Origin of the sequence: Pseudomonas sp. NPDC089918, assembly GCF_050280605.1 — a bacterium.
Taxonomy (GTDB): Bacteria; Pseudomonadota; Gammaproteobacteria; order Pseudomonadales; family Pseudomonadaceae; genus Aquipseudomonas.
The window spans coordinates 33,656-58,644 of the sequence record NZ_JBNNVP010000004.1; the positions used below are offsets into that span (position 1 = coordinate 33,656).

Here is a 24,989-nt window from a genome sequence, read left to right on the forward strand (position 1 = left end):
CCGACATGAACAGTGCCAAGAAAGGCTCGATCAGCCTGCTGGCCGGCGCGCTGCTGCTAGCCAGCGCAGCCGCCTTCGCCACCGTCGAACCGGCCAAGCCTGTGCAACAGGGCAAATCGGCGACCATAGCTAAAGGGCTGCAACAGGCCAAGACCTACACCGTCAGCAGCGCGCCAACCGCGCCGCTGGACTTGGCCAAGCCGAAACTGCCGGACACCTCTGGCTACACCGCCGAAGCCATCGCCGCGAAAATCGTGCGCACCAAACCCGGCAAGATCAGCGTGCGCCGGATGATGCAGGAAAACGCCCTGAAGGACTTCATCGGCGGCGACAACAAGATGGCCGAGTGGGTGGTGCGTCAGCATGGCATCCCGCAGGCGATCTTCGTCGACGACGGCTACATGAACCTCAAGGACCTGGCGAAGAAGCTGCCCAAGCAGTACTTCAGCGAAACCTCGCCGGGCGTGTTCCTGGCGAAGTTGCCGATCGTGGTGGGTAACAAGGGCATTCTGGAAATCGACAAGCAGACCCAGGAATTGCGCCTGTCCCAAGAGGCCGGCTCGTTCCTGGTCAACGACGGCCAGCTGTTCGTGCGTGATACCAAAATCACTGGCTGGAGCGAGAAAGCAAACGGCCCGGCGGCCTTCAAGTCGCCCAAGGAGTTCCGTCCGTTCCTGCTGTCCTGGGGGGGCACCGAAACCTACATCGCCAACAGCAAGATCGCCAGTTTCGGCTACGCCAACAGTAAGTCCTACGGCGTGAGTATTTCCCAATACACGCCGAACATGGCCAAGGTGCTCAAGCGCCCTGAACCGTCCGGCTGGATCGTCGGCTCCGAGTTCTCGGACATGTGGTACGGCTTCTACTGCTACGAAACCCGTGACTTCGTGGTCAAGGGCAACACCTACAAAGACAACATCGTCTACGGCATCGACCCCCATGACCGTTCCCACGGTCTGATCATCGCCGACAACACGGTGTACGGGACCAGGAAGAAGCACGGGATCATTATTTCCCGTGAGGTCAACGACAGCTTCATCTTCAACAACCGCAGCTACGACAACAAGTTGTCGGGCCTGGTGATCGACCGTAACAGTGTGAACAACCTGATCGCCTACAACGAGATCTACAAGAACCACACCGATGGCATCACCCTCTATGAGAGTGCTGACAACCTGCTGTGGGGCAACAAGGTGATCAGCAACAAGCGCCACGGCATCCGCATTCGTAACAGCGTGAACATTCGCCTATACGAAAACGTTTCGATGGCCAACGGCCTGACCGGTGTTTACGGGCACATCAAAGACCTGAGCGACACCGACCGGGACATCAAGCTCGACCCGTTCGACGCCCAGGTGTCCCTGATTGTGGTCGGTGGTGAGCTGGCCGCCAATGGCAGCGGACCACTGTCGATCGACTCGCCGCTGAGCGTGGAGCTGTATCGCGTGTCGATGCTCGCGCCGACCAAATCCAGCGGCATCAGCTTCTCGGGGATCCTCGGCGAACGCCAGGATGAAATTCTCGACCTGCTGGTGCGCCAGCAGAAAGCCGTGCTGATCGACCCAGTCGAACGCCAGACCAAAATGCAGGACTGAGGATAATTTTATGCACCCACACTTGATCAAATTACTCAGCCTGTCGGCCCTGACCGCTGGCATTCTTGCGGCGAGCACTGGCGTACGTGCCGAAGACGCCAAAGCCCCCAGCTTCAAGGCCGATGATTGCTGCAATCTCTGCCCCGAAGCCCACGACCCGAAGAACTACACCACCCGCTATCAGCAGAACTTCACCACACTGGTGCAGGCGCAGGGCGATTGGCTGTTCCGTACGCAAGAAGACTTGCGCACCGAATTCGACACCACACCCGCTGGCTACAAACGCATGAAACAACTGCACGATGCGTTCAAGAGCAAAGGCGTGGAACTGGTCATCGTTTACCAGCCGACCCGTGGCCTGGTGAACCGCAACAAGCTGAACCCGGCAGAGAAGGCGAGCTACGATTTCGACAAGGCGCTGAGGAATTACAAAACCATGCTCGGGCGTTTCGCGCAGATGGGCTACGTGGTCCCGGACCTGTCGCCACTGACCAACGAATCGCTGCCCGACACCTTGCCAGCCCACGACTTCTACTTCCGCGGCGACCAACACTGGACGCCGTATGGCGCCCAGCGCACGGCGAAAATCGTCGCCGAGAAGGTCAAGCAATTGCCGGCCTTCGCCGACGTTCCCAAGCGTGAATTCGAGACCCATAAGTCGGGTCGCATGGGCAAGACCGGAACGTTACACAACATGGCTGGTCAACTCTGTGGCACCAGCTACGCGATCCAGTACATGGATCAGTTCACCACCGAGCCAAAAGGCGAAGCGGGCGATGGCGATCTGTTCAGTGATTCCGGCAATCCGGAAATTACCCTGGTCGGCACCAGCCACAGTGGCAAGAACTACAACTTCGCCGGTTTCCTCGAAGAGGCCATCGGCGCCGACATCCTCAACGTGGCATTCCCCGGTGGTGGCCTGGAAGGTTCGATGCTGCAGTACCTGGGCAGTGAAGAGTTCCAGACCAAACCGCCGAAAATCCTCATCTGGGAATTCTCGCCGCTTTATCGCCTCGATCAGGAAACCATCTACCGCCAGATGATGGCGCTGCTGGACAACGGTTGCGAAGGCAAAGACGCGCAGATGAGTGCCAGCGCCACGCTGAAACCGGGCAAAAACGAATTGATGGTCAACAGCAAGAACCTGGACCTGCGCAACAGCAGCCACCAGGTCGATATCCGCTTCGCCGACACCTCGGTGAAAACCTTGCAAGCCACCCTCTGGTACATGAACGGGCGCCACGAGGACATCAAGATCGACAAACCGGAAACATCCGAAACCGACGGGCGTTTCGCCTTCGAGTTGCGCACGGACGAAGACTGGGCCTCGCAGAATCTGCTGGCCGTCGAAGTCCAGGGACCTGAAAAACCAGGTACCACGCCTCAGAAAGTCGAAGCGAAAATCTGCAAACGCAACGTGTTCTCCGGCGCCGAGCAGCGTACCGCTCAAGCCGGGCAATGAGGCTACCTCTTATGAACTGCATGCAAACCCGAACGCTGAAAAAGTTACTCGCGCCCTCTCTGCTGACGCTGGCGATGTTCGCCGGCGCCACCCAGGCTGCCGCGCCACTTCGCCCGCCCCAGGGTTACTTTGCGCCCATTGAAAAAGTCAAAACCGGCGACAAGAGTGAAGGCTGCGACGCGATGCCGACGCCTTACACCGGCGCCCTGCAATTTCGCAGCAAATACGAAGGCTCCGACAAGGCCCGTTCGACCCTGAACGAGGCATCGGAAAAAGCGTTCCGCGAGACCACCGCCGACATCACCAAGATCGAGCGCGCCACCAGCAAGCGGGTGATGCAGTTCATGCGTGACGGTCGTCCGGAACAACTGCAATGCACCCTCAATTGGTTGACCGCCTGGGCCAAGGCCGACGCGTTGATGTCCAAGGACTTCAACCACACCGGCAAGTCCATGCGCAAATGGGCGTTGGGCAGCATGGCTTCGTCCTATGTCCGCCTGAAATTCTCTGACTCGCATCCACTGGCTACCCACCAGGAAGAAGCGCAAGTGATTGAAGCCTGGTTCAGCAAAATGGCTGATCAGGTGGTCAGCGATTGGGACAACCTGCCGCTCGAACAGACCAACAACCACTCGTACTGGGCAGCCTGGTCGGTGATGGCGACGTCGGTCGCCACCAACCGCCGCGATCTGTTCGATTGGGCCGTCAAGGAATACAAGGTCGGCGTCAATCAGGTCGACGCCCAAGGCTTCCTGCCCAACGAGCTCAAGCGCCAGCAACGCGCCCTCGCCTATCACAACTACGCCCTGCCGCCACTGGCGATGATCGCCAGTTTCGCTCAGGTCAACGGTGTCGATTTGCGCCAGGAAAACAACGGTGCCTTGAAACGTCTGGGTGATCGCGTGCTTGCAGGCGTGGAAGACCCGGATGAGTTCGAGGAAAAAAACGGTAAAGAGCAGGACATGACCGACCTCAAGGTCGATTCGAAATTTGCCTGGCTCGAACCGTTCTGCTCGCTCTACACCTGCACGCCGGATGTGCTGGCGCAGAAACACAAAATGCAGCCGTTCAAGACCTTCCGCCTCGGCGGGGATTTGACCAAGGTCTACGACCCGGCGAATGAGAAGGGCAAAAAAGGTTCCTAGAGCCAAACGCAAAACCCCTATGGGAGCGAGCCTGCTCGCGATGACTGAGTGTCAGGCGACATCGATGCTGAATATCAGATCGCTATCGCGAGCAGGCTCGCTCCCACAGGGTCAGTGTCAGGCATGAATTGTGTGTTACGCCCTCCGGTTTTCGGTGGGGGGTTTGGGGGGGCTGCGGCCCTTGACTGTTGGTTAAACATGGAGAGATCGGGATGGTATTTTCATCCAACGTGTTCCTGTTTCTGTTCTTGCCGATCTTTCTCGGCATGTACTACTTGAGCGGAATACGCTATCGCAACTTGCTGCTGCTGATCGCCAGCTACGTGTTCTACGCCTGGTGGCGTGTGGACTTCCTTGCGCTGTTCGCAGCCGTCACGCTGTGGAACTACTGGATCGGCCTGAAGGTTGGTGCGGCGGGCGTTCGGACCAAACCGGCCCAGCGCTGGCTACTCCTGGGCGTGGGCGTCGACCTGTGCATCCTCGGCTACTTCAAGTACGCCAACTTCGGCGTGGACAGCATCAACGCGATGATGACCTCGGTCGGTCTGTCGCCGTTCATCCTGACTCACGTGTTGTTGCCGATCGGGATCTCGTTCTACATCTTCGAGTCCATCAGCTACATCATCGACGTCTACCGTGGTGATACCCCGGCGACCCGCAACCTGATCGACTTTGCCGCATTCGTGGCGATCTTCCCGCACTTGATCGCCGGCCCCGTGTTGCGTTTCCGCGACCTGGCCGACCAGTTCAACAACCGCACCCACACCCTCGACAAGTTCTCCGAAGGTGCCACGCGGTTCATGCAGGGCTTCATCAAGAAGGTCTTCATCGCCGACACCCTGGCGGTGGTGGCCGACCATTGCTTCGCCTTGCAGAACCCGACCACGGGCGACGCCTGGCTCGGCGCCCTGGCCTACACCGCGCAGCTGTACTTCGACTTCTCCGGCTACAGCGACATGGCAATTGGTCTGGGCTTGATGATGGGTTTCCGCTTCATGGAAAACTTCAAACAGCCGTACATCAGCCAGTCGATCACCGAGTTCTGGCGTCGCTGGCACATCAGCCTGTCGACCTGGTTGCGTGACTATCTGTACATCACCCTCGGCGGTAACCGTAAAGGCACGCTGATGACCTATCGCAACCTGTTCCTGACCATGCTGCTCGGTGGTCTGTGGCACGGCGCGAACATCACCTACATCGTCTGGGGTGCCTGGCATGGCATGTGGCTGGCGATCGAAAAAGCCCTCGGCCTGAACACTTCGCCGCGCAGCTTCAACCCGGTCCGCTGGGCCCTGACTTTCCTGTTGGTGGTGATGGGTTGGGTGATCTTCCGCGCAGAGAACCTGCACGTCGCCGGTCGCATGTACGGCGCCATGTTCAGCTTCGGCGAATGGTCGTTGTCGGAACTCAACCAGGCCAGCCTCACCGGTCTGCAAGTGGCAACCCTGGTGGTGGCTTACGCAACCCTGGCGTTCTTCGGTCTGCGTGATTTCTACACCAACCGGCCACCGGTCAAGACCAAGCCTGCGGTGAACACCGAAACCGACGGCCCTGCCGCGGCTACGCCTGGAATGATCAAAGCCGTACCGGGTGAAAACCCGGCCAGCATCCACGAACCGGGTTACACCGTCGGCGTTGAAGCGACTGTGCAACCGGCCTACTGGACCGCTGACTGGTCCCGTTACGTGATGCGCGCTCTGGTACTGCTGCTGTTCATCGCCTCGATTCTCAAACTCTCGGCGCAAAGCTTCTCGCCGTTCCTTTACTTCCAGTTCTGAGGGATCTGACTATGACCCGCTCATTACGCATCTTCTACATCGCCCTGTTCCTGGTGACCTTGCTGGTCCTGGGCGTGTGGTCGGTACGCAGCTTCTTCGGCTTCAGTACCAACGCCGATGCGACCGTGCTCAACGGTCGCTGGAGCAAAGCCGTCGAGACGCACTACGACGACGAGTTCCCGATCAAGCGCCTGGGCACCAACCTTTGGGCCGCGCTGGATTTCAAACTGTTCAACGAAGGTCGTCCGGGCGTGGTGCTCGGTCGCGATCAGTGGCTCTACAGCGATGAAGAGTTCCACCCGATCGTCAACGAAGAGTTGAACCTGCAGGGCAACTACGCGCTGGTCGAAGGCGTGCGCCAGACCTTGAAAAAACAAGGTGTGCAACTGGTGATGGCGATTGTCCCGGCCAAGACACGTCTCTACCCGGAACACCTGGGTGAAGTGAAGCCGGCGAGTATCCACGCCAATCTGTACAAGGACTTCCACGCTCGTGTGGCGGCCGACAAGATCCTCGCCCCTGACCTGCTCGGCCCGCTGCAAAAGGCCAAGCAAGACGGTCAGCAAGTGTTCCTGCGCACCGACACCCACTGGACCCCGGAAGGCGCGCAAGTCGCTGCCCAGACTCTGGCCAAAACCATTGCCGACAAGGCTCCGCTGAGCGGCGAACCGCAAAACTTCGTCACCGAACCTGCGGAGAAGGTGACGCACAAGGGCGACCTGCGGTTGTTCCTGCCCCTGGACCCTCTGTTCGAAAACCTGATGCCGGCGCAGGAGCCTTTGCAGAAGCGCAACACCGTGGCGGCCCAGGATCAGCCTGCCGGTGATGACGCCCTGTTCGCCAACACTGAAGTGCCGGTAGCCCTGATTGGCACCAGCTACAGCGCCAACCCGAACTGGAACTTCGTCGGTGCGCTGAAAGAAGCACTGCACAGCGATGTGGTCAATTACGCCGAAGACGGTCACGGCCCGATTCTGCCGATGCTCAGCTACCTGAAAAGCGATGCTTTCAAGAACAGCCCGCCACAAGTGCTGATTTGGGAGTTCCCTGAACGATATCTGCCTGTGAACAACGAAATCGGTGACGCCGACCCGCAGTGGGTCGCAGAGCTTAAACAAGCCGGCGCACGCCAACAAAACGTAGCTGCAAACACTAAATCCGAGACGCCCGACCGGGCGCAAAACTGAAAGAGAGGTACTTCCATGACTTTCACTACTACTCCTCGCCGTCTCGCCAAGACCTTCGCCCTCGTCGCCGGCATGAGCGTGCTGTCGATGCAGGCCTTCGCCGGTGACGGCGCGCTCTACGGCCCGACCGCGCCAAAAGGCTCCAGTTTCGTGCGGGTCTTCAACGCCGGTAACGCTGAAGTCAGCGCCACTGTTGGCACCACCAACCTGAGCGAAGTCGCGCCACTGTCCAGCACCGACTTCAGCTTCATGCCGGGCGGCGATTACAGCGCCAAGGTCGGCAGCCAGACCCTGCCAGTGAAATTGGCCGGCGACCACTATTACACCCTGGTCAACAACGCCAGCGGCGCACCACAACTGATCGAAGAGCCGCCGTTCAAGAACAAGCAGAAATCCCTGGTTCGCGTACAGAACCTCAGCGACAAGGCCCTGACCCTGAAAACCGCCGACGGCAAGACCGAAGTGGTCCCGTCTGTGGCAGCCAAGGGCCGTGGCGAGCGTGAAATCAACCCGGTGAAAGTCAGCCTGGCACTGTACGACGGCGCCACCAAAGTCGGCGACGTGAAACCGGTTGCCCTGGAACGAGGCGAAGCCGCGGTGCTGTACGTCACCGGCAGTGGCAGCAGCCTGTCGCCAGTGTGGGTAAAACGCCCGGTTTCGACGCGCTAACACATTTGCCGGATTGACCCATATCCCTGTGGGAGCGGGCTTGCTCGCGAATACGGTTTCACACTCAACGATGATGTTGGCTGACCCACCGCTTTCGCGAGCAAGCCCGCTCCCACAAGGGACCGAGGCGTCAATTCGGACACGGAACAAGAACAAGAGTGAAACGACAGAACGCAGTAGCTCTAACCCAATCGATTTTGAAGGAGTAACAACATGATTCCGGTGATCTTGTCAGGTGGTAGCGGCTCACGTCTTTGGCCGCTTTCGCGTAAGCAATTCCCCAAGCAATTCCTCGCCCTGACCGGCGAACACACGCTGTTCCAGCAAACCCTGGAACGCCTGGTGTTCGAAGGCATGGATACCCCGATCGTGGTCTGCAACAAAGATCACCGTTTCATCGTCAACGAGCAACTGAGTGCCCGCAACCTGGACACCCAGCGCATCCTGATGGAACCGTTCGGTCGCAACACCGCCCCGGCCGTGGCCCTGACCGCGATGATGCTGGTCAATGAAGGTCGCGACGAGTTGATGCTGGTGCTGCCGGCCGACCACGTGCTGGAAGACCAGAAAGCCCTGCAACGCGCCCTGGCCCTGGCCACTGTGGCAGCCGAGCGTGGCGAGATGGTGCTGTTCGGCGTGCCGGCGACCAAACCGGAAACCGGTTACGGCTACATCAAATCCACCAACGATGCGCTGCTGCCGGAAGGCGTCAGCCGTGTCTCGCACTTCGTTGAAAAACCGGACGTGAAACGCGCCACCGAATTCGTCCAGTCCGGTGGTTACTTCTGGAACAGCGGCATGTTCCTGTTCCGCGCCAGCCGTTTCCTCGAAGAACTGAAAAAGCATGATCCGGACATCTACGACACCTGCGTACTGACGCTGGAACGTAGCGCACAGGATGCCGACACCGTCGACATCGACCCCGCCACCTTCGCCTGCTGCCCGGACAACTCCATTGACTACTCGGTGATGGAAAAAACCCAGCGCGCCTGCGTCGTGCCGCTGACCGCAGGCTGGAGCGATGTCGGTTGCTGGTCGTCGCTGTGGGAAGTCAATGAAAAAGACGCCAACGGTAACGTCACCAAAGGCGACGTGGTCATCCAGGACAGCAAAAACTGCATGATCCACGGCAACGGCAAACTGGTGTCGGTGATCGGCCTGGAAAACATCGTGGTCGTCGAAACCAAGGACGCCATGATGATCGTCCACAAGGACAAGGTCCAAGGCGTGAAACAGATGGTCAACACCCTCAACGAGCAGGGCCGCAGCGAAACCCAGAACCACTGCGAAGTCTATCGTCCGTGGGGCTCCTACGACTCGGTGGACATGGGCGGTCGCTTCCAGGTCAAGCGCATCTCGGTCAAGCCGGGCGCGTGCCTGTCGCTGCAAATGCACCACCACCGCGCCGAACACTGGATCGTAGTCAGCGGCACTGCCGAAGTGACCTGCGACGAAAACGTGTTCCTGCTGACTGAAAACCAGTCGACCTACATCCCGATCGCCTCGGTCCACCGTCTGCGCAACCCGGGCAAGATTTCACTCGAGATCATCGAAGTGCAATCGGGCAGCTACCTGGGCGAAGACGATATCGAGCGGTTTGAAGATATCTACGGTCGCTCCAACCCGATCGAGCGCGGCGTGTCGGTGAAAACCATCGCGCAGTGATTGACCGGCAACAATAAAAAGCCCCCGTCCAGCCCACTGCGTCCCTATCCGCAGAGGGTTGGGCGGGGGCTTTTTATTTGGATCGGCTTCTTTTGCGCTCGCGCATTGCCGGTGCGGCTGCAGGCGTAGGGGTATTGAATCCCGCTGCCAGCAGGCGCATTGCCAGCGGGCTTGGTGAGTGCGATGACGGCTCCACTGAACCAGCCAAAGGCGATTGGGCAGTCGTCAAGGCTGGCATTGTCGATGACCTGGCAATAACCGTTGGCGGACCTCCAACAGTTGGGGCTCGAACATTACTCAGCTGCCTGTACTGCATTTGTGTCTGGGCTTCCGATACTTCCATAAGCCGTCCCATAGTCTGCACCACGGCTCCCGCGGCACTCAGTAGCGGGTTTCGGGAGAACGACGCCAGTTTTCCCACTCCCTTCATACCTTTGGCCACGGCATCGCGTCGGTCAGCCAGAACCTGCGGATCCTCGACCGGACTGTTGAAGGTGACCGACATCGGGCCCATGATGCGACCTGTTGTTTGCTCTCCCGCTACAGAGTTCAGCATCCCCGAAATGAGCTCCCCCGAGTGATACAGCACTGCCCCGGAAGGTGGCGCCGTCTGGGTCCTGACGGCGGCAATGACATGGGCTTGATGGGTGTTAGTGAACGCTATGTTTCCGCCTTCACCCAACTGCTCGAGGGCTATCGGAATTTCTCGGCGATAAGCCAAAGTCGATGGGTCCTGGCTGTCCGCAAAATAATTGCGGATGGGTTGCATGCCGGCTGCTTGAAGTGGGTAAACAATGCCCTCCTGGGCAAGATCGTGATAAACCTCGTCCTTTGTTTTTTGATTAGGATGAGGCGCCAGACCATCGACATCCTTGTAGAACAACGGATTGTTACGCATCGCCCGGTATCGATTCGGCCCATCAATGTTTCCCCCAGGATCCGGGTTGATCCATCGTTGCAACCACGCGGCGTAATATCTGTACCCGTAGTAGTCGAGCCCCGTCGCATCCCGTTCCTTGCCCGAATAACGAATGGTTTTGTAACTCGCTTCAACGATGCCCGCCCCGGCAAACCAAGCCGTTTCGCCAAAGGGATAGTAAGTTTCCTGGCTGATAATTCGCGCGTCGTCGGCCAGTTCCAGCGTGCAGGATTTCAGGTGATCGACCAGGCTGTAGCGGTATTGATCGTTGGCGATACCGGACGGTGGCGCTGTTTCCCAATGCAGCACTCGCACGCTATTGAGTCCCGCCTGGGCGCTGATCACCTGCAATACTTCTCCCGTGCCGTTATCGCTGCGCATCTCAAGCCCCGGCAGATAACGCACTTCAGCCACCACGGTCCGGGCATTGGTCTGCAATGAGCGGATTTTGCGAACCCGCTGCCCACCGCCATCGTAGACATAGGACTCCCTGTCATTGAGCCCGGAGACGCGTTCCACCGGGCTGACCGACTGCAACTGATTACGCAGATCCCAATTCAGGATCCGTCCCTGATCCAGCTCCAGCAAATTGCCATTGGCGTCGAACGCCGCGGCGATGTCCTCTTCCGTCGGCGGCACACCGTTGCGCCAGGGCAGACAACGATTGCTGTAGCGCGCCGCTTTCAGTTCGCGCCCCCGACTCTGCGTGCCGACGTGCGTCAGCGTCAGCAGGTTCCCGCCCTCGTCATAGCGGTAGGTCTGGTGATAGTTGCTGACCGCCGCCGGATCGACCCGTCCCACCGACGCCGGCCCCTGCTGGAGAGTGCCCTCCTCCCAGCCGTAGGCTTCGATCAATTGATACAGGCTGTCATAGATAAAGCGACTGAGGGGATCGATGCGCTGGTTGTTGAAGTAACGCACCGACAGTGCCCTGTCCTCGATGCTCAGGACATTGCCCATCCGGTCATAATCGTAGATCAGGTGTTGCAACAGTCGGGCACTGGCATCCTGTGCCCGGCGCTCCATCAGCAGACCGTCTTCGGGGCGGTAAACGAGGGTCGTCTGTACGTTGTTGCCAGCAGTTTCGTGTTCGACCTGGCCCTGCGCGCTGTACCGAATATCGCGCACCAGCGTTTGCCAGGTGGTCAGCCCATGGAGTTGCAGTCGCGCCTCACGCAATTGTCCATCAAGCGTCAGGTGGAAGACCTGACGATTCTCCTTGGCATCGGTCTGTTCCAGCACATGATCCTGTGGACCGAAACGCCACGTCGACGACGCACCTTCACCGGGCTCAAGCAGCCGCTCGCGATCGGCTTCCAGCTCCGGCCAGTCGGGGGCAACAGGGTCCAGGGTAAAGTGACGGACTTGCTTCACGCATTGGCCGGTGATCGAAAATGCCTCGAACAGCACCGTTCCGGCGGGATCGTCATTACGGATCAACTGCCCGCATTGATTCTGATCGCCCTGATCGGGCCCGCCATAGGTCATGCGTTCAACGGACCTTCGCGGCTCAGTTGCGCCCTGCTCGAACACTGCCAAAGGACGAAGCAGGCCATCGTATTCAACCTCGCGTCGTGTACCTCGGCTGTCCCATGCCAGCAAAATCTCGTCGCCCAGACCGGGCAGGTTCAGCTGCAATCCAGCATCGACGCTGACGGTACCCAGCGCATGGCCGGACAGCGAATGCACGGTCGTTGAATTGGCGGGTGTCAGAGGATCTTCAACCTGCAATGCCCAAAGCCGCGGATCCCACTGTTTTATCGGGTGGCCCGCAGCATCATGGGCCGTGCGATTGATGCGTGCTTCAGTGGGCAGGTTTTCGACGGCGCGCCAATAGTCCACCGTACGGATGGTCAAGCCGCGCGGGTCGACGACGGACAATTTTGGTGTTTTGTGGTGCATTCCCATCGTCAAGACCTGCATGCCTGTATGTCCTCATCTAACTGTTCGTGGACAGGCCTGGCTACTATCAGAAATGAGAGTACCGACCAACGGCCACCGATCTTGCTCCACGAATGTCCATTCCCGCGCCCCTTCGGTAGGATGGTGTTTATGAGTTCAAGGAGCGTTCACACATGTTCATCGGCGTCCTGCTGGTCATCACCTGGCTGATCCTGCTGCTGCGCTACCCGTCCAAGGCTGTGCCGGTGTCCATGGCCGCCGCTGTCGGGTTGGGCCTGGTGGCGGTGTGGGTGTTCTGGCTGGACACCCGCGAGGTCAAGCAACTGGCGCGCCTGGAGTTGCGCATCACCTACGCGCCCGAGCACTGCCCGGCGGATCGCCCCTTGAAGCTGACGATGAACAACGGCAACGACGTGCCGCTGACCGAACTGCGCTGGCGAATCGCCGCTTACGCACCGGGCGATACGGTCAATCTGGCTGACAATCAATACGCTGCGCCGCGTTATCGCGGCCCCGGCGAATTGCAGGCCGGAGGCAATTGGGAGGACTGCTTGCCAATGCCACCTCTGCGCCCCGGTTATCGCCCGCAAACCCTGGAGTTTCGCGCCGAGCGTTTGCAGGGTAGTTTCTCCGACTGATCCCTTTTCTTTTTGCACAAGGACCGCGCCATGCCCGTTGCGTTGATTACCGGTTGTTCCAGCGGCATTGGCCGCGCCCTCGCCGACGCTTTCAAAAGTGCCGGGTACGAAGTCTGGGCCAGCGCCCGCAAAGCCGAAGACGTAGCCGCTCTAACCGCCGCCGGGTTCACCGCCGTGCAACTGGACGTGAACGATGGCCCGGCCCTCGAACAACTGAGCGAGCGGATCAATCAGCAACGCGGCGGCCTTGATGTGCTGATCAACAACGCCGGCTATGGCGCCATGGGGCCGCTGCTCGACGGCGGTGTGCCGGCCATGCAGCGGCAATTCGAAACCAACGTGTTTGCGATTGTCGGCGTGACTCGCGCGATGTTCCCGGTGCTGCGTCGCGCCAGGGGCCTGGTGGTGAACATCGGCAGCGTTTCCGGGGTTCTGGTCACGCCATTTGCCGGCGCCTACTGCGCCTCGAAAGCCGCGGTGCATGCCCTGAGCGATGCGCTGCGCATGGAATTGGCACCGTTCGGTGTGCGGGTCATGGAAGTTCAGCCTGGGGCTATCGCGTCCAGCTTTGCCAAGAATGCCGGCCAAGAGGCTGAGCAACTGATCACCGAACAATCGCCATGGTGGCCGCTGCGTGAAGGTATTCGCGCACGGGCCAAGGCGTCTCAGGACAAACCGACGCCGGCCAGTGAGTTTGCCGCCGGTTTATTGAAGGCCGTGCAGCAGAATAAACCGCCGCGTCTGGTGCGTTTGGGTAATGGCAGCCGCGCGTTGCCGTTGATGGCGGGGTTGTTGCCCAAAGGGTTGCTGGAGTCGGGGTTGATGAAGCGGTTCGGGTTGCGCGGGCAACTTTGAGATCGCGGTGCCCCATTCGCGAGCAAGCCCGCTCCCACAAGGTTCTGCTGGGTGGCATAGATAGCATTCACACCAAAGATCACTGTGGGAGCGGCGGTGCGACGATTCGACTTGCCCGCGAAGACGTCAGGACAGACGCTGCAAAATTTCAGGAAACAGCATGACCAACTACACCGAATACTTTGACGAAGTGATCCAGGCTCACATAGCCATTGAACAATGGTTGGCCGAAGAGCAAGACGAATCCGAGCTTGAACAATTGCTCATGCGTTTTTCACCACAGTTTTCCATGATCTCGCCGTTGGGCCGGGTGCTGGATTTCGGGGCATTGAATGAATTGTTTCTGCTGGCGGGCGGGAAGAAACTCGGGTTCAGGATTGAGCTCAGCGAGTTGCGCGGTGTTGCGCTATACGACGGTGGCGCAGTGGTGAGTTACCGCGAGCAGCAGACCGATGCGACGGGGTTGCATTCTGATCGACGGTCTTCGGTGGTGTTCGAGAAACAGCCCGATGGCAAGGTGGTTTGGCGGCATTTGCATGAGACGTTTTGTCAAAGCTGAAACCGTTCCCTTGTGGTGAGGGGGCTTGCCCCCGTTGGGCTGCGCAGCAGCCCCAAAACCTGCAACCCCGTTCTTCCAGATGCACCGCATGCTCTGGTTTTGCGCCGGCTTCGCCGCCGAACGGGGGCAAGCCCCCTCGCCACAAGGTTATTCGCCACTTTCCTGTTTCACCACAACGGTGCAAGTAATCCCCGCCGCCAGCAGCACCCCCTCCGGCACTTCATCAATGTGAATCCGCACCGGCACCCGTTGCGCCAGGCGCACCCAGTTGAACGTCGGGTTCACGTCGGCGATCAGCTCGCGGCTTTGCGGGTTGTCACGGTCGTAGATCCCGCGAGAAATGCTTTCCACATGGCCCTTGAGCACTTCGCCGCTCATCAGTTGCATATCGGCTTTATCGCCCACGCGCACATGCGGCAGTTTGGTTTCTTCGAAGAAGCCATAAACCCAGAACGAGTTCATATCGACCACGGCCATTTTCGCTTCGCCGATACGTGCGTAGTCGCCGCGATGGACGTTGAGATTGGTCACATAGCCGTCCACCGCCGCGCGCACTTCGGTGCGTTTGAGGTTCAGTTCGGCGGCTTCCAGCTGTGCCTGGGCGTGCTGGTAATCGGCCAGGGCCGAGTCGGCGATGTTGGTGGCGTCGTCGCGGTTTTCCCTGGAGATCACCAGGTTGTCGAGGTCGGCGCGGCGATGGGCGTTGACCTTGCGCATCTCCCACGTGGCTTTGCGCGAGGCCACCAGTGACTGCGCCTGTTTCACCGCGATGCGGTAATGCTCGGGGTCGATGCGCATCAGCAAATCGCCCTTTTTCACTAACTGGTTGTCGCGCACCGGCACATCCACCACTTCACCGGTAACGTCGGCGGCGACGTTGATGATGTCGGCGCGCACCCGGCCGTCGCGGGTCCAGGGTGTGTTCATGTAATGCACCCACAGGGTCCGGCCGATCCACAGGGCAAGGGCCAACACCAGCAGGGTCGCGAGCAGGCTGAAAAGCTTTTTCATCAGGGCATTCTCAGTGGTAGAGAGTCAACGGTAAACAGTCAGCGCAAGAGCGCCGAACAGACAAGTAAACAGACTCAGACGCAATAGCGCCGGGTGCCAGAAGAAGCGGTACAGATCGAACCCGGAGAGGAACCGATCCAGCGCCCAGGCCAGCGCCGCAGCAATGAAAAACATCAAGGTCATGGTCGGCATGTACACGCCGTGGAAGGCGATTTCACGAGGCATGTTCAAGTCCTTGGGGCTTGGTGATGGCACTCGCTTTTATGTAGCCGGCGAGTGGCGATTGCGGGTCAAGCAGCGAGGTGCGGATGAAGTGCAGGTAGCTTTTCACCCGACGCAATGCAGAGGTATCGAAGTGCGGCGCGAAGGGCTCATCGGTGGCCTGCACGCGGCTGATCGCGTGGTCGACCGCGGCCAGGGCACGCTCCAGATTGCTCGGGCCGGGTTGCAGAAACAGTCGCACCAGCGAACGCCCCATCGCCCGGATTGACTGGCGCCACGGTTGGGATTCGGCATAGGCCGGATGCACCGGCAGAATCGCCTGTTCCTTGCGCAACTCGATGATCGCGTGGCCGACTTCCAGCACCACGAACATCCAGCGCAATAAGTCCCGTTGCACTTGCGGCTGTCCCGCTGCGAGGCCATAGGCCTGATGCAAAAGATCGCGGGTACGACTTTCGAAACTCGACGCCAAACCTTTGAGTTTGCCACTGATGGCGTACACCACTTGCTCGCGCAAATCCTGCTCCAGGCGCCGCCATAACCAGCGACTGTTGGGCGGCAAAATGATCGCCCCGGCCGCCGCGCACACCAGCATGCCCATGATCATGGCGATGTAATCGTTGATGAAGGCGTAAGGGTTGTAAACCGTGAGGTTGTCCGGCACCGAACCGGTGCTGAAGAAGATCAGCAACCCCAGGCCAACCCCGGCGTATTGCGGCCGTGACGTCAGGAACGCCCCGATCACGATCACCGGCGCGAGCATCACGCAGAGCAAGGGAAACCCGTCGATCCAGGGGAAGATGAAAAACATTTCGACGAAGCCGATCAGCGCCCCGAGCAACGTCCCGCAAGCCATCTGAAACGCCATCCGTTTGGGGTTCGGTGTCGCCGCTGAAAGGCCGACGGTGGCGGCGGCGATCAGGGTCATGGTCGCCCCGCTCGGCCACGCGGTGGCCACCCAATAACTGCCGAGCACCACGAGAATGAATGCTGCGCGAAGGCCCGATGCCGCCGAGGCCAGCCAGTTGGTTTGCGGGGTGAAGGGCTCGTCCCAACGTTCCCGTTCGTGGCTGTGATCGGCCAGCGATGCGTGGGTCTGTGCATAACTGTGCAGGTCGTCGACATAGCGATAAAGCAGCTCGTAGGCGGTGTGAAAATCCAGCTGCTCGGCGTCGCTCGGATCACTCTCCTGAAAGGTCGCCCGCAGGCTGCGGACTCGCGCTGGCAAGTTTTCCTTATAGGTCGCCAAAGCGCTGGCCAGGCGTGCAGCGTCGGGGCTGGTCAAGGCGCGACCGCTGAAGCCGTCGAGCACTTCGGCCAGGTCCTGCAACCCCGGTTTGATCGCCGCGACAACGTGATCGGTGCCGCCGCTGCGCAAGCGTTCGAGCAACTGATGCAACGCATTGAAGCGCGTAGTAATACCCATGAACTCGCTGTTCAAGCGACTGAGCCGCCCGTTGCGCCGACGCATGTGCGGGTCTTCGAACACTGTGACGCTGCGCAGTCCTTCCAGACCTACCGCCTCGGCGATAAACCGCACGTTGTTCGCTTCAAATGCCTCGCGCCGGCTGCGACCGCGCAAGCCATCGGTGACGAACAAGGCAAACACGCCGAAGCGCTGATACAAAGCATTGCGCATCGCGGCACTGGCGGTTTGCGGCAGGATCGCGGCGCTCACCAGCGTCGAGCAGAGAATCCCCAGGGAGATTTCCAGCACTCGCCAGACTGCTGCCATGAACGCGCCGTCGGGATGAGCCAATGCAGGCAGTCCGATCATCGCCGCCGTATAACCGGCGAGCACAAATCCGTAGGCGCGGAAGTTGCGATAACGCGCCGCGCCGGCCGAGCAGAGGCCGACCCAGATCGCCAGCGAGCCGAGGAACAGTTCGGTGTTCTGCGCAAACAGGGCAATCAACGCGACCATCACCGCCGACCCGGCCAACGTGCCGAGGAAGCGATAGAAACTCTTGGCGAAAACCTGGCCGCTTTGCGGTTGCATGACGATGAATACGGTGATCATCGCGGTGCGCGGTTGTGGCAACTCAAGGCGCATGGCCAGCCACAGGGTCAGGAACGCGGCGAACAGCACCTTGAAAATGTACACCCAGGTCACGCCGTCGCTGCGTGCCCAGTCGAAGAAACCCCGGCGCCATTCAAGGGAATACAGCCAGCGCAAAGGTGCGGGCAAGGGAGTCATGGGATTTTGCTCAATGAAATTCAGTCAGGTCGCAGAACCTGTGGGAGCGAGCCTGCTCGCGATGGCGATTTCACATTCAACATTGATGTCGACTGACACACCGCTATCGCGAGCAGGCTCGCTCCCACAGGTTTTGTGTTCAACGCAAAAGAACCGGGGTTTTCGGGGGTTGGGTTTTCTCGGCATTCGGGACGTCGTTGCCAGCGCCGAGGCCTCCGCCCAAAGCAGTCACCAATTCCGCATGAGCGCTCAACCGTGCAGCCTGAACCTGCTGTTGCACTTGTTGCTGCTTGAACAACAAAGTCTGCGCATTGAGCACGTTGAGATAATCGGTGAGCCCGCGCTGATAGGCGATCATCGCGATGTCGTAGGTTTTCTGCGCCGTGGCCACCGACTCGGCGGCGAAGGCCTGTTGCTTGTCCATCGACTCGCGGCGAATCAGCTGGTCGGAGATGTTCTTCAGCGCATTGACCAGCGTCTGGTTGTACCTGGCCACCGCGATGTCATAACCCGCCGAGGCCTCGCCCAACTCCGCACGCAAGCGGCCACCGTCGAAGATCGGCAACGAAATCGCCGGACCAACGCTGTAGTTGAGCTTCTTGCCAGTCAAAAACTCCAGCGCACCACCGCCGGTGGCCATGTAGCCGAGACTGCCGACCAGATCGACGTTGGGGTAGAAGCCCGCGTGAGCGACATCGATGCCCCGCGCCTGCGCCGCCACTTGCCAGCGACTGGCAACCACGTCCGGGCGTTGACCGAGCAATTGCGCCGGCAAGGAGGACGGCAGTTTCAATGCCTCGCCCAACGACAGTGTCGGCCGTTGCAACTGCGCGCCCTCCCCCGGTCCCTTACCGGCCAACGCGGCGAGTTGGTTGCGGCTTAGGGCAATTTCCTCGTCCAGGGCATCGATTTGCCGATGGGTTTCCGGCAAGGGTGTTTCGGCCTGGCTGACTTCGAAATGGGTGCCAATACCGCCGTCCAGACGTTTCTGTGCCAGGTCGAGAATTTGCTGTTGCTGCTTCAAGGTCGCGGCGACGATGTCCCGTTGCGCGTAATGCAACGAGAGCTCGATGTAGGCGCGCACGATGTTGTTCTGCAATTCGAGCTGGGCCTGCCGTGCTTCGGCGGCGCCCATGTGAGCCATGTCCACGGCGCGTTCGGTGGCGTTGCTTTCGCGTCCCCAGAGGTCGAGGGCATAGCTGAAACCCAGCGCGGCGTTGTTGTCCCAAGTTGTGGTGTTGGCCAACTCGCCGGGGCCGTAGAACTGATCGGTGGGCCAGTTGTGGCGCTTGAGGGTGGATTGGCCATTGATCTGCAACGACTCGGCGGACTCGGCAATGCCGGCCATGGACCGAGCCTGACGCACTCGCGCGGCGGCCATGGCCATGCTCGGGCTGCCTTGCAGGGCGAGGTCGATCCAGCGGTTCAATTGCGGGTCGCCGTAGGCTTGCCACCATTGAGCGGTGGGCCAATGAGCGTCTTGCTCGGCGCTCTGAATGGCATCGTCGGTGGCCAATGCATTGGCCTCCAGTGCCTTGTCTTGCGGGGCAATACCTGCGGTGCCGATGCAGCCGCTGATTGCCAGGGTTAAAGCCAAAACACTGAGCGTCTTGAGCGCTCTGTTGATGCGACGCGGCACTGCTGCGATTTCCTGAGGTGGGAAGAGGTACGGAAAACGTGTGGGAACGGCTTTTTGTGGCGAGGGGGCTTGCCCCCGTTCGGCTGCGCAGCAGTCGTAAACCGGTTACTGCAATTCTGATTGAAGATCGCGGTGACCGGTTTTCAGGGTCGCTTCGCAACCCAACGGGGACAAGCCCCCTCGCCACACAAGCCCATGCCTACAGGGCGCAATTCTAGGGGTGGGCCTTGTTGGCGATAAGCCGGGATTCTTGTGAATCTTTGTTACCGTTAACGCGATAATCCCTTGGTCGCACCTTTAGTCGTCTGTAAAGAATCAGCAACTTCGTGTCACAATTTGCCATTCGCCAAGAGAGCACCCCATGGACACTTTGCAAAACATGCGCGCCTTCAGTTACGTGGCCGAGGCCGGGAGCTTCACCGCCGCCGCCGTGCAACTCGACACCACCACGGCCAACGTCTCGCGCGCGGTCTCCAACCTGGAAGCCCACCTGCAAACCCGCCTGCTCAACCGCACCACCCGCCGCATCGCCCTGACCGAGGCCGGCAAGCGCTACTTATTGCGTTGCGAGCAGATCCTGGCCTACGTCGAAGAAGCCGAAGCCGAGGCCAGCGACGCCCACGCGCGCCCGGCCGGGCAACTCAAGGTGCATACCATGACCGGCATCGGTCAGCACTTCGTGATCGACGCCATCGCCCGCTACCGCAAAACCCACCCGGACGTGACCTTCGACCTGACCATGGCCAACCGCGTGCCGGATCTGCTCGACGAGGGCTACGACGTGTCCATCGTGCTCGCCAGCGAACTGCCCGACTCGGGCTTCGTCTCCCAGCGTTTGGGCATCACCTACAGCATCGTTTGCGCGTCGCCCGCCTATGTAAAAGCCAACGGCTGCGCGCACAAACCCAGCGATTTGCTCAACCACGCCTGCCTGCGCCTGGTGAGCCCGGTCATCCCGCTGGAGAAATGGACCTTCGATGGCCCCGATGGCCAGGAAATGGTCACCATCAACAGCTCACCGTTTTTGGTGAACTCCGCTGATGCGATGAAGACTGCAATCACCAGCGGCATGGGGGTTGGCGTTTTACCGGTGTACGCGGCGATTGAAGGGCTGCGCAACGGCACGTTGGTGCGGGTGATGCCGAACTATCGTTCACAGGAATTGAATCTGTATGCGATCTACCCGTCGCGGCAGTATCTGGATGCGAAGATCAAGACCTGGGTCGAATACTTGCGTGGGTCGTTGCCGGAGATATTGGCGGCGCATCAGGCGGAATTGGCGGCGTATGAGTTGAGTGGGAGTTTGGGTGGGGTTCGGTTGGCGAATTGAGGTGTGTGGACTGCGGGTTAGCCCAGCAGTCCAGCGTACGTTCCGCAGAGCCAATACGCACAAAGGCCAACAATTGAATAGGCAAACATCAGATTGGGAATGACGACCCAGCGTCGTAGGTGTAAAGGAAAGTGCTTTATTTCATCGATACAATGCGGGTCGCTTTTCAGCAGGAATGCATCATCCTCACGAAGCATGGTCGAGAGATGAGTCAAGCGGTAATGACGCCCGTACAGACCATCCCCCATGACCCGACGGTTGCGACCAACGAAGTAAGAGTCGTTGAGGTGAAATTCGAGTTCTTCGAGTTTAAAAAAACAGATGTACACACGCAGCAGCGAAACGATAGAAACCAGGGCGAAAAAGCCGATCAGGATGGCTGTGTAGAGTAGTTTCAGGTCACTCATCGGGTTTGAAATTGTCGTACGCAAAGACACAAAACCACTCCAAAGCAACAGTAGTCCAGCGCTGACGACCGCAATCCGCATCATTTTTTTTGGAGTTTCAGCCCATTTTCTCAGACGCGCCGGCAAGATTTCAGCCTCCATAAACGCATACGGGTCCAACATCTGATGTTGATAGAAACTGCCCGTTAAAGCGCCAATCAACCTAAGTCTGTTCATCCGTCCAAACGGGCCGTCACCCGCCGTGTTTCGATTGATACTCACCAAATGAGACGCGTTGAAGTGACCTTCAATTTGGTCGAGTTTGAAGTAGGCGCCCAATAATAAGAGGGTCTGACTGAGCAAAATCATCAGAAAAACAAGTACCCAACCAATCAAATGCACATTCTCAGCGCCACTCATGGTTGTGTGAGCTCATATATTTTTTCACCTATTTCTCCGCCAATTTCTGAGCCTTTGGTTCCCGTCGCACTGGCGACAGCACCCGACACCAGCAGCGCACAAACGATTCCACCAACACCCAATGTCTCCACACCTATTGCCGCGCACACTCCATATTTCAGTGCGCTACTCGCTACATATCCGGCGGCAACACCTCCGCTAATACTTCCTGCCAACTTGCCTCCCTCTACGAATCTAGCTTGGGAGCATTCATCCTTGCTTCCACTGCGACAGGCTTCATCAACTCTCATCGCCGCCGCCCCCATCGCCAATCCAATACCAACATAGCCTCCTGCCTTCAAGTACTTCACCGCTCTGGATACGCCCTGAATATTCGTTGCATAGCCCGGCAGTTGGGTAGGGGCGCCAGCCTTGTTCCAATGGTGAATTGTTCTGCGAGTAGAAAGACCCAATGCTCGTTTAAGCCTGGGATGATCAGGAATGCCTGTGCCTTTACGTACCAGCGGGCCAAGGCTGGCATTGATCTTTGCCATCATCCGTTTGCGATGGGTAAAGAAATCCCTCGATCGCAAGTGGCCGTGCTGACGGTATTGTTGCTGATGCAGTTTCTCCAACTCGATGAGCGTACCTTTGAGGTTTTCCAGGTGTTGGCCGACCATGAAGGACGCCACACCCAACGACCCTGCCGACACCTCCAAAAACGGCTCAATCACTTCATGATTTTCGACCATGAACGAAGCCTCTTCTTCGCTCAGGTCCTTAAGCGCTTCGTTGACCTTCTGCGCCGCGATCATCATTTGCGCCTCTTCGCGGCGGCACATGTAATGCCGTGAATCGCTGAAAATCACCATTTGCCCCGGTTTCACCCGATCACCGAGATGGCGATTGAGCGAGCGGAATTCTCGGCGCAGCGCATCGCTTGGCGGGTTTTCGTACAGTGAGCGCTCAAGGGCTTCGAGGGTCATGGGCTGCTGAATGATGTAGAAGCCCGACTCCACGGGTTTGGGCAGAGCAAAGGCGTGTTCTTCGACCAGATGCTGCGCTGGTGGCGGCTCAGGTTTGGGTTTGAAGGCATTCCATGAAGCACCGCCGTTATCGGGATCGATGCGGGGCGTCACCATGACCCAATCGCCGTTGCTAACAGCATTGATGAGTTTCTGCTGGTTGGCGGCCTGCATGTAGTTGGAGCGGTTGGCGCCGATCGCGCCAAGCAGATCGTCGAAGCCTTGCAGGTCGTAAGGATAGTTCAGGGCCTGGCGCAGGTCGGCGACGGCTTGATGGCTGTCTAGCACCTGGCCGTGTTGGCCGGCGAGTTGGTTTTTGGGGATGAGTCTGGTCACGCTCGTGTCCCGTTCCTTGGAAATGGGAGACTTTGGCGAGTGGACTCAAGGGGGGATGCCGGGCGATTCGCCTTTGCGTGTAGGGGAAGTCCGAGTTTTCATGATGGCGACACTGTCGGCGCTGCCGAAGGGCTGGGATCTTTTGATCTTTACGTCATTGATAGCGCCGGAAGATCAAAAGATCGCAGCCTTCGGCAGCTCCTACAGACGGGGTGATTTTTGAGGATGTTTCCCACAGGTTTTGACGGTTGTTGCTTCGGAAACGAAGTGGGTAGGCTTTGTGGGTCGCTACCAAATCAGCGATCAGGTCTGGAAAACCTGGCGAACACTTACCAAACCCCATGGCATACTGCGGCGCTTTTTTCTGCACGCAATTCCTTGTTATGGCGGCTGTGCGCGGGAGACCTTCGGGTCTGCCGGGTTTGGTGGATGTTCCGGTTTTTCCAGTCCGCGCGCAGCTGCCACCCTTTCGTCTGGAAAACGAAAGATGGCAGTTCCACTTCATCTGCCAATGAGTAACTTCCGCATGATCAAAGAAACACCAAATCCTCCTGAAACCGACGACGTTTCCCCCTACGAATCCCTCGATTCAAAAAAACTCCACGATGCCGCTAACCGCGCGCTCGATCACTACCTCAATCCAGCCGCTCTCAAATCCCCCGTGGCTCGCAAGCCAAGCACGATGTATATGGTTGCGCCGGATATCAAAGACGAAGACCTGTTGGCCCACACCTGTGAATCGTTGGCCCAGGCCAGTGTGATGGCGAGTGATTTTGCGGGGTATCTGGAAGGCCCGCATCGGAATACGGCCATGGCGATTCAGCAAATCGTCATGCTGGCCGAGCTGGCGGTAAACCGGATGCTAGATAATCTCAACGTACCAAAACCCGCGCCACACAGCTGATCCCCCTGTGGGAGCGGGCTTGCTCGCGAATGCGGACGCCCAGTCGACAAAGATGTTGCCTGACATATCGCTTTCGCGAGCAAGCCCGCTCCCACAATTGGACGGCGCACACCCGCAGGTACTCGCACCCAACCCGCGAAGAATGTTAGCGTGCTTGGCATTCTCCAAGCCCGACGAGCCGCCTCCAATGAAAAAAACCGTCCTCGCCTTCAGCCGTATCACCCCACCGATGATCGAACGTCTGCAACAAGACTTCGACGTGATCGTGCCGAACCCGAAAAACGGCGACATCAATGCCCAATTCAATGAAGCCCTGCCCCACGCCCACGGCCTGATCGGCGTCGGCCGCAAACTCGGTCGCGCGCAACTGGAAAACGCCAGCAAACTGGAAGTGGTCTCCAGCGTCTCGGTCGGCTACGACAATTACGACCTCGCCTACTTCAACGAACGCGGGATCATGCTCACCAACACCCCCGACGTCCTCACCGAAAGCACCGCCGACCTGGCCTTTGCCTTGCTTATGAGCAGCGCCCGCCGCGTTGCCGAGCTGGACGCCTGGACCAAGGCCGGCCAATGGCAAGCCACCGTCGGTGCGCCGCTGTTCGGTAGCGATGTGCATGGCAAAACCTTAGGGATTGTCGGCATGGGCAACATCGGCGCGGCCATCGCCCGTCGCGGTCGGCTGGGCTTCAACATGCCGATTATCTACAGCGGCAACAGCCGCAAGACCGAACTGGAACAGGAGCTCGGTGCGCAGTTTCGCAGCCTCGACCAGTTGCTGGCCGAAGCCGATTTCGTCTGCCTGGTGGTGCCGCTCAGCGATAAAACCAGGCACCTGATCAGCCACCGTGAACTGGCGCTGATGAAACCGAGCGCCATTCTGGTGAACATCGCCCGCGGCCCCGTAGTGGACGAACCGGCGCTGATCGAAGCGCTGCAAAACAACCGGATTCGCGGCGCCGGGCTGGACGTCTACGAGAAAGAACCGCTGGCCGAGTCGCCGTTGTTCCAACTGAAAAACGCCGTGACATTGCCGCACATTGGCTCGGCGACCCACGAAACCCGTGAAGCCATGGCCAACCGTGCCTTGGCCAACTTGCGCAGTGCCTTGTTGGGTGAGCGACCGCAAGATCTGGTGAACCCGCAAGTGTGGAAAGGCTGACTTA

Annotated in this window: 21 protein-coding genes; 13 read left to right on the top strand and 8 right to left on the bottom strand. The window is 59.2% G+C overall.

Annotated features, from left to right (window positions below):
• Positions 1-5: 5 nt before the first annotated feature.
• From algG to ACQKPC_RS04320, 7 genes are all read left to right on the top strand, one after another.
• Complete coding sequence (gene algG, locus ACQKPC_RS04290; protein WP_427623242.1) at positions 6-1,595, top strand: mannuronan 5-epimerase AlgG; 1,590 nt, start codon at positions 6-8, stop codon at positions 1,593-1,595.
• A gap of 10 nt (positions 1,596-1,605) precedes the next feature.
• Positions 1,606-3,057 carry an alginate O-acetyltransferase gene (locus tag ACQKPC_RS04295; RefSeq protein ID WP_008010605.1) on the top strand — a complete coding sequence of 484 codons (1,452 nt, stop codon included), beginning with the start codon at positions 1,606-1,608 and terminating at the stop codon, positions 3,055-3,057.
• Between the two features lie 11 nt (positions 3,058-3,068).
• Positions 3,069-4,202 (top strand): mannuronate-specific alginate lyase, encoded by a 1,134-nt coding sequence (locus ACQKPC_RS04300; protein ID WP_427623243.1) that lies wholly within the window; start codon positions 3,069-3,071, stop codon positions 4,200-4,202.
• Between the two features lie 212 nt (positions 4,203-4,414).
• Entirely contained in the window at positions 4,415-5,980 is a 1,566-nt protein-coding gene (locus ACQKPC_RS04305; protein WP_427623244.1) for an MBOAT family O-acyltransferase, read from the top strand.
• A gap of 11 nt (positions 5,981-5,991) precedes the next feature.
• Positions 5,992-7,167, top strand: coding sequence for an alginate O-acetyltransferase (locus ACQKPC_RS04310; RefSeq protein ID WP_427623245.1), 1,176 nt, complete (start codon positions 5,992-5,994; stop codon positions 7,165-7,167).
• Between the two features lie 15 nt (positions 7,168-7,182).
• Positions 7,183-7,836 carry an alginate O-acetyltransferase AlgF gene (locus ACQKPC_RS04315; RefSeq protein ID WP_427623246.1) on the top strand — a complete coding sequence of 218 codons (654 nt, stop codon included), beginning with the start codon at positions 7,183-7,185 and terminating at the stop codon, positions 7,834-7,836.
• Positions 7,837-8,049: 213 nt separating this feature from the next.
• Positions 8,050-9,501 carry a mannose-1-phosphate guanylyltransferase/mannose-6-phosphate isomerase gene (locus tag ACQKPC_RS04320; protein ID WP_427623247.1) on the top strand — a complete coding sequence of 484 codons (1,452 nt, stop codon included), beginning with the start codon at positions 8,050-8,052 and terminating at the stop codon, positions 9,499-9,501.
• Between the two features lie 73 nt (positions 9,502-9,574).
• Here the strand turns inward: ACQKPC_RS04320 and ACQKPC_RS04325 are convergent, their stop codons facing one another.
• On the bottom strand, positions 9,575-12,343 hold the full coding sequence (locus ACQKPC_RS04325) for an RHS repeat-associated core domain-containing protein (RefSeq protein ID WP_427623248.1): 2,769 nt from the start codon (positions 12,341-12,343) through the stop codon (positions 9,575-9,577).
• A 152-nt stretch (positions 12,344-12,495) separates the two neighbouring features.
• Here ACQKPC_RS04325 and ACQKPC_RS04330 point away from each other — a divergent pair, with 152 nt between their 5' ends.
• The 3 genes from ACQKPC_RS04330 to ACQKPC_RS04340 all read left to right on the top strand — a co-directional run bounded on the left by ACQKPC_RS04330 (position 12,496) and on the right by ACQKPC_RS04340 (position 14,374).
• On the top strand, positions 12,496-12,960 hold the full coding sequence (locus tag ACQKPC_RS04330) for a hypothetical protein (RefSeq protein WP_008070465.1): 465 nt from the start codon (positions 12,496-12,498) through the stop codon (positions 12,958-12,960).
• Positions 12,961-12,990: 30 nt separating this feature from the next.
• Entirely contained in the window at positions 12,991-13,815 is an 825-nt protein-coding gene (locus ACQKPC_RS04335) for an SDR family oxidoreductase (protein WP_123358528.1), read from the top strand.
• A 160-nt stretch (positions 13,816-13,975) separates the two neighbouring features.
• On the top strand, positions 13,976-14,374 hold the full coding sequence (locus ACQKPC_RS04340) for a DUF4440 domain-containing protein (RefSeq protein WP_427623250.1): 399 nt from the start codon (positions 13,976-13,978) through the stop codon (positions 14,372-14,374).
• 147 nt (positions 14,375-14,521) lie between these two features.
• Here the strand turns inward: ACQKPC_RS04340 and ACQKPC_RS04345 are convergent, their stop codons facing one another.
• The 4 genes from ACQKPC_RS04345 to ACQKPC_RS04360 all read right to left on the bottom strand — a co-directional run bounded on the left by ACQKPC_RS04345 (position 14,522) and on the right by ACQKPC_RS04360 (position 19,443).
• A complete protein-coding gene (locus tag ACQKPC_RS04345; protein WP_427623251.1) occupies positions 14,522-15,385 on the bottom strand; it encodes an efflux RND transporter periplasmic adaptor subunit in 864 nt (287 codons plus the stop codon).
• Positions 15,386-15,409: 24 nt separating this feature from the next.
• Positions 15,410-15,610 carry a DUF1656 domain-containing protein gene (locus tag ACQKPC_RS04350; RefSeq protein ID WP_007896379.1) on the bottom strand — a complete coding sequence of 67 codons (201 nt, stop codon included), beginning with the start codon at positions 15,608-15,610 and terminating at the stop codon, positions 15,410-15,412.
• Positions 15,600-17,804 (bottom strand): FUSC family protein, encoded by a 2,205-nt coding sequence (locus ACQKPC_RS04355; RefSeq protein WP_427623252.1) that lies wholly within the window; start codon positions 17,802-17,804, stop codon positions 15,600-15,602. Before ACQKPC_RS04355 ends, ACQKPC_RS04350 begins: the two co-directional genes overlap by 11 nt.
• 139 nt (positions 17,805-17,943) lie before the next feature.
• Positions 17,944-19,443 carry an efflux transporter outer membrane subunit gene (locus ACQKPC_RS04360; RefSeq protein WP_427623254.1) on the bottom strand — a complete coding sequence of 500 codons (1,500 nt, stop codon included), beginning with the start codon at positions 19,441-19,443 and terminating at the stop codon, positions 17,944-17,946.
• Between the two features lie 361 nt (positions 19,444-19,804).
• Here ACQKPC_RS04360 and ACQKPC_RS04365 point away from each other — a divergent pair, with 361 nt between their 5' ends.
• On the top strand, positions 19,805-20,773 hold the full coding sequence (locus ACQKPC_RS04365; protein ID WP_123719955.1) for a LysR family transcriptional regulator: 969 nt from the start codon (positions 19,805-19,807) through the stop codon (positions 20,771-20,773).
• Positions 20,774-20,790: 17 nt separating this feature from the next.
• Here ACQKPC_RS04365 and ACQKPC_RS04370 read toward each other — a convergent pair whose 3' ends face one another.
• The 3 genes from ACQKPC_RS04370 to ACQKPC_RS04380 all read right to left on the bottom strand — a co-directional run bounded on the left by ACQKPC_RS04370 (position 20,791) and on the right by ACQKPC_RS04380 (position 23,289).
• Positions 20,791-21,579, bottom strand: coding sequence for a hypothetical protein (locus ACQKPC_RS04370; protein WP_218398731.1), 789 nt, complete (start codon positions 21,577-21,579; stop codon positions 20,791-20,793).
• Complete coding sequence (locus ACQKPC_RS04375) at positions 21,576-22,919, bottom strand: hypothetical protein (RefSeq protein ID WP_427623255.1); 1,344 nt, start codon at positions 22,917-22,919, stop codon at positions 21,576-21,578. The genes ACQKPC_RS04370 and ACQKPC_RS04375 overlap by 4 nt, the downstream gene beginning before the upstream one ends.
• A gap of 154 nt (positions 22,920-23,073) precedes the next feature.
• Entirely contained in the window at positions 23,074-23,289 is a 216-nt protein-coding gene (locus ACQKPC_RS04380) for a hypothetical protein (RefSeq protein WP_427623257.1), read from the bottom strand.
• A gap of 156 nt (positions 23,290-23,445) precedes the next feature.
• Here ACQKPC_RS04380 and ACQKPC_RS04385 point away from each other — a divergent pair, with 156 nt between their 5' ends.
• The gene (locus ACQKPC_RS04385) at positions 23,446-23,823 is read left to right on the top strand and encodes a DUF6124 family protein (protein WP_427623420.1); all 378 of its coding nucleotides are present in this window, start codon (positions 23,446-23,448) and stop codon (positions 23,821-23,823) included.
• A 187-nt stretch (positions 23,824-24,010) separates the two neighbouring features.
• Positions 24,011-24,985: a 2-hydroxyacid dehydrogenase gene (locus tag ACQKPC_RS04390; RefSeq protein WP_427623259.1), complete on the top strand. Its 975-nt coding sequence runs from the start codon at positions 24,011-24,013 to the stop codon at positions 24,983-24,985.
• The last annotated feature ends 4 nt before the right edge of the window (positions 24,986-24,989 follow it).